Origin of the sequence: Cyanobium sp. LEGE 06143, from assembly GCF_015207535.1 — a bacterium.
Lineage (GTDB): Bacteria > Cyanobacteriota > Cyanobacteriia > PCC-6307 > Cyanobiaceae > NIES-981.
The window spans coordinates 1-8,272 of record NZ_JADEWP010000115.1 but is presented as its reverse complement, the minus strand read 5'-3'; the positions used below and the strand labels follow the sequence as shown (position 1 = coordinate 8,272).

The 8,272-nt window shown below is 68.1% G+C and carries 8 protein-coding genes and 1 tRNA gene; 1 reads left to right on the top strand and 8 read right to left on the bottom strand.

The features are described 5' to 3' along the window. Window positions 1-1,295: Zn-dependent hydrolase (locus IQ216_RS09085; RefSeq protein ID WP_193815217.1), on the bottom strand; the 1,295-nt coding region annotated here is incomplete at its 3' end. Window positions 1,296-1,517: 222 nt separating this feature from the next. Here IQ216_RS09085 and IQ216_RS09080 point away from each other — a divergent pair. Continuing rightward, window positions 1,518-2,276, top strand: a complete 759-nt coding sequence (locus tag IQ216_RS09080; protein WP_228007331.1) for a DUF1028 domain-containing protein — start codon at window positions 1,518-1,520, stop codon at window positions 2,274-2,276. Here the strand turns inward: IQ216_RS09080 and asnB are convergent. The 7 genes from asnB to IQ216_RS09050 all read right to left on the bottom strand — a co-directional run. Then, window positions 2,246-4,312: an asparagine synthase (glutamine-hydrolyzing) gene (gene asnB, locus IQ216_RS09075; protein WP_193815216.1), complete on the bottom strand. Its 2,067-nt coding sequence runs from the start codon at window positions 4,310-4,312 to the stop codon at window positions 2,246-2,248. The genes IQ216_RS09080 and asnB overlap by 31 nt on opposite strands. Before the next feature lie 73 nt (window positions 4,313-4,385). Then, window positions 4,386-5,471, bottom strand: a complete 1,086-nt coding sequence (locus tag IQ216_RS09070; protein ID WP_193815215.1) for an aspartate carbamoyltransferase — start codon at window positions 5,469-5,471, stop codon at window positions 4,386-4,388. A gap of 182 nt (window positions 5,472-5,653) precedes the next feature. Continuing rightward, window positions 5,654-5,845: a hypothetical protein gene (locus tag IQ216_RS09065; RefSeq protein WP_186700885.1), complete on the bottom strand. Its 192-nt coding sequence runs from the start codon at window positions 5,843-5,845 to the stop codon at window positions 5,654-5,656. Between the two features lie 3 nt (window positions 5,846-5,848). Continuing rightward, on the bottom strand, window positions 5,849-7,282 hold the full coding sequence (locus IQ216_RS09060; protein ID WP_193815214.1) for an urea transporter: 1,434 nt from the start codon (window positions 7,280-7,282) through the stop codon (window positions 5,849-5,851). A gap of 12 nt (window positions 7,283-7,294) precedes the next feature. Continuing rightward, window positions 7,295-7,423, bottom strand: coding sequence for a hypothetical protein (locus IQ216_RS14490; protein WP_255510594.1), 129 nt, complete (start codon window positions 7,421-7,423; stop codon window positions 7,295-7,297). 78 nt (window positions 7,424-7,501) lie between these two features. Next, a tRNA-Met gene (locus IQ216_RS09055) sits at window positions 7,502-7,578 on the bottom strand. A gap of 46 nt (window positions 7,579-7,624) precedes the next feature. Next, window positions 7,625-8,272: asparaginase (locus tag IQ216_RS09050; protein ID WP_193815213.1), on the bottom strand; the 648-nt coding region annotated here is incomplete at its 5' end.

The window sequence follows — 8,272 nt, the reverse complement described above, 5'->3', positions numbered from 1 at the left end:
CTCTGCAGCAGCACATTCACGCCCTGTTCGCACTGCTCCGGCGTGGTGTATTCGTCGGCCGAGTGGGACACGCCGTCGCGGCTGGGCACGAAGATCATGCCCATGGCGGTGAGGCGGCCCAGCTCCTGGGAGTCGTGGCTGGCGCGGCTGGGCAGGTGGGTGTGGCTCAGCCCCAGCTGCTGGCAGCTCTCGGTGATCAACTCCTGCACCATCGGATCAGCCGGGCTGGGATCCACCACAAACTGCGGTGTCATCGCGATCCGGGTGCGGCTGGCCACGGCGATGTTCTCGATCTTGCGCTCCAGGTGGGCGCGCATGTGGTCGATCACGCTGTGGGAGAGATCGCGCATGTCGAGGGTGAACTCCACCCGGCCAGGCACGATGTTGGCGGCATTGGGCCACACCTGCAGCTTGCCCACCGTGGCCACCGGATCGCCGGGGAAGTGGAGGGCCATGTCCTCCACCGCCAGGATGATCTGGGCGGCGGTGGTGAGGGCATCGCGCCGCATGCCCATGGGGGTGGTGCCGGCGTGGTTGGCCTGGCCACTGACGCTGATCGTGTAGCGCTGCTGGCCCACCACCCCCTCCACCACGCCGATGTCCTTGCCCACGGCCTCGAGCACGCCCCCCTGCTCCACATGCAGCTCCACGAAGGCGGCGATGTCACCGGGCGCCCGGCGGGCGCTGGCACGCTGCTCCCAGGAGCCGCCGATGCTGGCCAGGCCCTCCTGAATCGGCACCCCCAGGGCCGTGGTGTAGGTGCTGGGGTCGTCGGAGGCGCGGCCCACCAGGCTCTTGCAGCCCACCATGGTGCTCTCCTCATCGGCGAACACGATCAGCTCGAGCGGGTGCTGCAGGCGCTGGTTGTGCTCCGCAAGCACCCGCACCACCTCCAGCCCGGCCAGTACCCCCAGGGCTCCGTCGTAGTGGCCCCCCTCTGGCACCGTGTCGATGTGGGAGCCGGTGGCGAGCACGGGAGCCGTGGGGTCGAGGCCCCCGTAGCGGCCGATCAGATTGCCGGCGGCATCGATGCGCACGGCCATGCCGGCCTCCTCCATCCAGCCCTGCACCAGAGCGCGGGCGGCGCGGTCTTCGTCGCTGAAGGCCAGCCGGCGCACGGCCCCCGAGGGCACCCGGCCGATGCAGGCCAGGGCTTCGAGGCTCAGGGCCAGGCGTTCCCGATCGGCCCGCAGCGCCAGCAGCGAGCTGACTGCCGCCAGAGAGGCGCTGTCGGCGCCGAGATGGCCGTTGCTGAGGGGGCTTTGGCCCAGGGAAGCGGCGCTAAGCTGAGACATGACAGGGGCCGTGTCGGCTGAGGAAAAGCGGCTGAGGAGAATCGGCTGATCGGGGTGCGCACGATCCCCGTTGATCGACCCGGCCGGGTGCGGGTCTGATCAACGGTGCCGTTAGGCACAAACTCACGAACCAGGATCGTCAATCATCTCCAGAACCTAATTCTTCGCACCACGCGTGGTGGGCCTCCATGGCTCCCATCACGTCCTACCCACCCACCCGCGATGACCTACTCGATCGTTGCCTGGGATCGCCCCACCGGGATGACCGGGGTGGGCGTTGCCACCCGCCACCTGGCCGTGGGTTCCCTCGTACCCCATGCCCGATCAGGCGTGGGAGCTGTGGCCACCCAGGCCAGCACCAACCCCTACTTCGGTTCCTGGGGGCTCGACCGGCTGGAGCAGCTTCAGCTGCAGAGCGGCGGTGAGCTGGGCGCCGAGGCGGTGCTGGAGTCGCTGCTGCAGGACGATCCGGGTCGCGACGGTCGCCAGGTGCACCTGGTGGACAGTCAGGGCCGCACCGCCGCCTGGACGGGCCCTGACTGCGCCGGCCTGGCGGCCCATCGCTGCTACCCGGGCTTTTCGGTGGCGGGCAATTACCTGGCCTCCGAGCTGGTGCTGCTGGCGATGGCCGAGGCCTACATGGCCGCTGAGCGCCACGGCCTCGCCCTGGAGGAGCGCCTGATGGCGGCCCTGGAGGCCGCTGAAGCCCACGGCGGCGACTACCGCGGCCGTCAGTCGGCGGCCCTGCTGGTGATGCACCAGGAGAGCTACCCCCACATCGACTTCCGGGTTGACCATCACCCCGAGCCGCTGCTGGCCCTGCGCGAGATCCTGGCCGAAACCAGCGAGACCTATTACACCGGCTTCCGCGCCACCCTGCCCACCACCCTGGGGGTGGCCCAGACCGCCGAGTTTCCGGCGGCGGCGGCAGCGGCAGCGGTGGATACGGCTCAGCCGCCCGACATGCCGATCAGCGTGTAGGCCGGCTCCGCCTGATCGGCGGCGCCCGGTCGCCAACCCAGCCGGTCGGCCAGTTCCCGGGCCTGGGCCGGCACATCGGCGGCCACGAACAGCTGGTGCATGATCTGCACGCCGATCAGGTGATTGATCACGGCGTCGAGCTGCACCCGCGTTGCCGGGCTGGTGGCGGGATCGTCGTGGCGGGCGAACAGTGCCGCCACCCCGGCTGGATCCAGCAGACCCGCCTGCTCGATGGCCTCAGGGCTGAGGTGGCGGTCGGCCAGCACCTGCATGGCGKCGCGCTTCTCGGGGTCGGCGTGGGCCGGTGGGGCCATGAAGGCGAACTTCTCGCGGCGGTAGAGCTGCTCGGGCAGCAGGCCGCGCATGGCCTCCCGCAGCACGTACTTCTCCGTTTTGCCCTTGATGCGCAGCTCCGGGGGCACCTGCACCGCCACAGCGGCCAGATGGTGATCGAGGAAGGCGGGGCGCGCCTCCATGGCGTGAGCCATGTCCACCCGGTCGCCGCCCCAGGTGAGGATCTGCCCCTCCAGCATCGTCTTGATCCACACGTACTGGGCCCGGTCGAGGGCATGGCGGCCCTCCAGCTGGGAGGCATCGAGGGTGGCGGCGATGGCGGCGCCGGGCTGGTAGCCCGTGCAGGCCTGGCGGTGCTGCGGTGCCAGCAGGGCCGGCACCAGGGGGGCGCAGGCCAGCCAGGGCTGCAGGCAGCTGGGCGTGAAGCCCACCACAGCCTCCAGGGCTGGATCGTGCACCTGCTCCTCGGCCAGCATCGCCCCCTGCACCAGCTGGTTGGCCTCCTGCAGCAGCTGCTCCCATTCCTGACGATCCGCCTCCGGCAGGTCCTGCAGCCCATGCAGAAACATGTCGCGTCGGAAGGCGGGATAGCCCCCGAACAGCTCATCGGAGCCCTCGCCGGTCATCACCACCTTGTAGTGGGAGCGGTTCACCTCGCGGCTCATCAGGAACTTGGCCACCGCCAGGGTGTTGTAGATCGTGCGCTCGGTGTGCCAGATCGTGGCCTCCAGATGGCCATAGAGCTCGTTGCCGGAAAGCCGCATCACCAGCTGATCGGCGCCGGTGGCCTCGGCCATCGAGGTGGCGATCGGGGTTTCGTCGTAGCGGCTGTCGTCGAAGCCGATCGTGAACGCCTTCACAGGGTTCTGGCTCACCGCGGCGGCCAGGCCCAGGATCGAGCAGGAGTCGATGCCGCCGGAGAGGTAGCAGCCCACGGGCACATCGGCCACCATCCGCACCTCCACCGCTTCCAGCAGGGCCTGGCGCACCGCGGCGATGTGGTCGGCCTCGCTGCGGCCGGCATCGCGCTCGCCGCTGCGGGGGAAATCCACGTCCCAGTAGGGCTGATCCTCGATGCTGAAGCGGCCGTCGCGGCGGCGCACCGTGAGCACGTGGCCGGGTTTGAGCTGGTGCACCCCCTCGAAGGCCGTGCTGCCCGGCACCATGGTCTGCATCAGCTGGTGGAACAGGCCCTCGGAGCTGAAGCGCCGTTGCACGCCGGGATGGGCGAACAGCACCTTGAGCTCGGAGCCGAACACCAGACCCTCCTCGGTGAGGGTCCAGTACTGGGGTTTGACGCCGAAGCGGTCGCGCACCAGGTAGAGGGTGTCGAGGCGGCTGTCGAACAGGGCGAAGGCGAACTCGCCGCGCAGCAGGGGCAAGCTGGCCTCGAGGCCCCGCTGCTGGTAGAGCCGCAGCAGGATTTCCGAATCGCTCTTGCTGCTGAAGTGATGGCCCTGGGCCGTGAGCGAGGCGCGGATGGCCTGGAAGTCGTAGAACTCGCCGTTGTGGGCCATCAGCAGCTGGCCGTCCTCAGACACGAATGGCTGGCGGCCGCGGTTGGCATCGAGGTCGATGATCGAGAGGCGGGCATGGCAGAAGCCCACACCCTGATCCGGCAGGCCCCTCACCCCGAAGCCATCAGGGCCGCGATGCACCTGGATCGCCGCCATGTTGACGAGCACCTGCTCGTCGATCGGCTGCTGGGGCTGGAGTTGGAACACTCCCCCGATGCCACACATAGACCGTCTCCTGGATGAAATCTCGAAATGCTGAACGTGAGGGGATCGGCCTGAACGGCGCACCCGCTGGACCTCAGATGATGTCCATCACCTGGTCTGTGCGCTCCACCATGCAGGTGAGCAGGGCCATGCGGATGAACACGGCACCGCGCGCCTGGGAGAAGTACCAGTTGTGGGGGGTGCCATCGAGACAGGTGCCCAGCTCCGCTCCCCTGGCCAGGGGGTGGAGGATGATCGCCTCAGGCCGGTAGGACAGATCGGCGGTGAGGTGGAAGCTGCGGCCGTGCACCTCGTAGTTGTCCCCCACCCAGGCGATCGCATTGATGTAGATCACATCGAGGTCTGGAACGGCGGCGCTGAGATCGTCGCTGGTGAGCACCTTGATGCCGGCCTGCTCAAGCTCCTCCCGCTGGCCTGGATCAAAGTAGCTCTCGGCTTCGCCGGGGTCGATTCCCGGCTCGTGAAACAGCACCAGCTCATCGATCATCTGAGGGAACTTGGTGAGGATGCGCAGCAGTGACCGCACCGTGCGCATGCGCTTCGGGATGCCCACGATGCCGATGCGGATGCGTTGATCGGCGGGCACATCCTTCTCCACCAACTGGGGACGCCACTTGAAGATGGTGTAGAGGTCGGCCATGGCCTGAGTGGGGTGCTCATCGATGCCATTGCCGGCATTGATGATCGGAATCCGCAGCGATTCGGTCATCTGGTAGATGGCCTCAGCGTTGGTATCCCGTAACACCACACAGTCGCCATAGTTGTTGAACATCTCCGCCACATCCCGCAGCGATTCCCCCTTGGCGATGCCGGTGGTGCTGCGATCCGTGATCGTGATCGTGTCGCCGCCCAGCCGGTGCCAGGCGCTGTCGAAGGAGAGCCGGGTGCGGGTGCTGGGCTCGTAGAAGGCGTTGATCAGGATCTTGCGCTGCAGCGGGCTGTTGAAGCGGATGTAGCGCTCGGGGTTGCTCTCGAACTTCGCCGCCAGCCGAAACACCTGCAGCAGCGAGTTGGCGCTGTACTGCAGGGTGGAGATCACATGCTGGTTCATCAGATCGCTCAGCGCCCCGCCGTGCTCGCGGATCTGCTCGAGCAGGGCCTGTGGGTGGGCGTTCCCATAGACATCAGGACCGAGCCGATTGAAGTGGGGAGAGTGCATCGTCAAAGGTGATCCCGGGGGCTGGGGATGTTGTGGTCGAACGGGGTGGAAGGCTCCATCTTCCGCCTCGATCGGGTGGCTGACTGGAAAATCTTGTGTTTTCTGCAACATCGGAAGCGGCAGAAAGTAGCGGTATTTACCGTTTCCGAGGAGCTCGCGCTGACGGCCAGCCCGCTGCGTCGCTACCAGACCCGGCCATTGCGCCACTCCACAAACCAGATGCCCAGAATCACCAGCACGGCCAGCACCAGGCCGGCGATGCTGCCGTACACCACCAGGCCGAACCACCAGCCGGAGATCAGCCACGAGCCGGCCGGGGCGCTGGTGCTGAGCAGCAGGGAGGGAAACAGGGCCATGGCTTGGGGGATTGACACGACTCAGGGACTCTCGGGTTCGCCGGCCAGCTGGCGCCAGTCGTACTGCTCGGGCCAGTAGTGGCTGCCCAGGCCCATCACCAGGGCTGAGACGGCGGCGGACACCAGGGCGGCGCAGTAGGGGGCGATCAGCCCGTAGGCCAGCAGGCCGCTGATCGAGCCGAGCAGCATGGCGGCGCTGGCCGCCTGGCGGTTGGCCTGGCGCCAGTAGAGCCCCATGGCGATCGGCCAGATCGTGGAGGCCACCAGGGCGCCGGTGAACAGCAGCAGCTGGTACATCGAGGTCACGTACTGCCAGGAGAGCAGCATGGTCAGCAGTCCCAGGGCCACCACCACCCGGCGGGCGGCCTGGCGGATCTGCTGGTCGGTGGACTCGGGTCGCAACCAGTGGGCAATCACATCCTCAGCGATCAGATCGGCCGTGGCGGCGAGCAGGGAGTCGAGGGTGGAGGTGAGCGAGGCGAAGATGATCACGAACACCACCGCGGCGCCGCCGCTGCCGAGCAGCTGGGCCGTGACGATCGGGAACACCATGTTCACCTGGGGGATCTCGAGGTTCTGGGCCAGGGCCATCAGGGCGATGGCGCCCGTCACGATCGGCACCGTGACCCAGGCGAAGCCGCCGAGCACGAAGGAGCGGAACACCACCGAGGGGCGGCTGGCGAACACCCGCGACCACCAGATGTTGTTGTGGAACACCTCGCCCATGCTGAACAGCCCGGTGTTCCAGGCAAACAGCAGCCCTGCCGGCAGCAGCAGATTCAGGCGGCCGGGATGCTCGCTGGCCAGAGCCGTGTACACCTGATCGGTGCCGAAGCGGCTGAAGCCGAGCACGGCCACCAGCACCAGCAGCGCCATGATCAGCAGCGACTGGATGAAGTCGGTGCCGACCACCGCCCGCATGCCGCCGAACAGGGTGTAGGTGGTGGACACACCGATCACGCACACCATGCCGAGGCGGTAGTCGAAGCCCGAGAGCGATTGCAGCAGCAGGCCGGCTCCCATCCCCTGGGTGATCAGAAAGCCGAGGGTGTAGGCCATGGTGATCAGCAGGAACAGGGCCCAGCAGAGCCGCCCGTAGCGCAGCCGCACGAAGTCGCCGCTGGTGCGGGCCCGGGGCATCAGCCGCTTGATCCGCACCGCCAGGGGGGCGAACAGGAACAGCCCCAGGCCGGCGAGGGCGTAGCCGAACATGCCCCAGAGGCCGAGGGTGTACCCCACCTCCGGCGCCGCCAGGGTGGTGTTGCCGGTGACCCAGCTGGCCATCAGGGTGGCCGTGCTCAGGGCCAGGCCGATGTTGCGGCCGGCCAGCAGGTAGTCGTCGGCGTCGCCGCTGCCGCGCCTGCCCCACCAGATGCCCAGGGCGATCCAGAGCACGGAGAAGCCCACCAGGAGCAGCCAGGCGGTGCCTGGCGCCAGCATCGCGTCAGTTGTCATGGGCAGAGGGCATCAACCGGGGTCATCGAAGGGATCGCGCTGGTGCCAGCGCCGGTGGCCCCGCAGCACCATCACCACCGTGGCCAGGGTCACCAGGCCGCCGAGCACGAAGATCAGCAGGGCCCGTTGCAGCTCGGTCATGGCGCCAGCCTCCAACGCAACACAGCCTGAACACAAAAAAAGCCCCGGAAAACCGGGGCCTGTTGGAGAGCAAACAAGTGGTGGCGGGGGCGAGATTTGAACTCGCGACCTTCGGGTTATGAGCCCGACGAGCTACCAGGCTGCTCTACCCCGCGGCACCAAAGGAGTGTACCAGCCGGTGTCCTGCGCTACAGGCTGAGCTCAGTCGAAGCGCAGTTCGCCGCGCACGTCCAGCTTCAGATGGGGTGCCGGCTCCAGGAAGGAGCGGCGCAGCTCCTCCAGGGTCATCGGCGTCAGCCAGTCGAGCTGCTCGAGCAGGTGCAGGGCCACGGCGTGCTTGGCCCGCCCGGCTCCGTCCTCCACCTTGATCGCCACCCCCATCCCCTCGCCCACCCTGGTCAGGCACTGGATCCCCTCGGCTCCGCCCTTGCTGAGCACCTGGCCATGGCCCAGGCGCATGAGTTCGGTGTCGAAGCGGCCCTCGCCTGCCACCAGCTCCGGGTGGCTGAGCATCGCCCGGCTGAGCCGCTCCAGATCGGGCTGGGCCCCGGCTCCCAGGTGGGCGTAGAGCAGGGCCATCTGGGCCAGCTGCAGTTGCAGGGTGGGGGCGCCGCAGTCGTCGCGGGCGGTGACCAGCTCAGCGGCGGGCAGGCCGAGCAGTTCGGCCACCCGCTTGAGCACCTCCTGCTGCAGGGGATGCTCCGGTTGCAGGTAGCCCTCCAGGGCCCAGCCCATGCGCCGGCAGGTGGCCAGGAAAGCGGCGTGCTTGCCGGAGCAGTTGTGCTCCAGGGGGCTGCTGCCGTGCTCGGGCACCGGGCTCTGCAGCTGCTCTGCCTCCACCTCGGCGCC

Coding starts and splice junctions, on each gene's coding strand:
- IQ216_RS09060 (WP_193815214.1), bottom strand. CDS start 7,282: ATGACAACTGACGCGATGCTGGCGCCAGGCACCGCCTGGCTGCTCCTG.
- IQ216_RS09080 (WP_228007331.1), top strand. CDS start 1,518: ATGACCTACTCGATCGTTGCCTGGGATCGCCCCACCGGGATGACCGGG.
- IQ216_RS14490 (WP_255510594.1), bottom strand. CDS start 7,423: ATGACCGAGCTGCAACGGGCCCTGCTGATCTTCGTGCTCGGCGGCCTG.
- IQ216_RS09070 (WP_193815215.1), bottom strand. CDS start 5,471: ATGCACTCTCCCCACTTCAATCGGCTCGGTCCTGATGTCTATGGGAAC.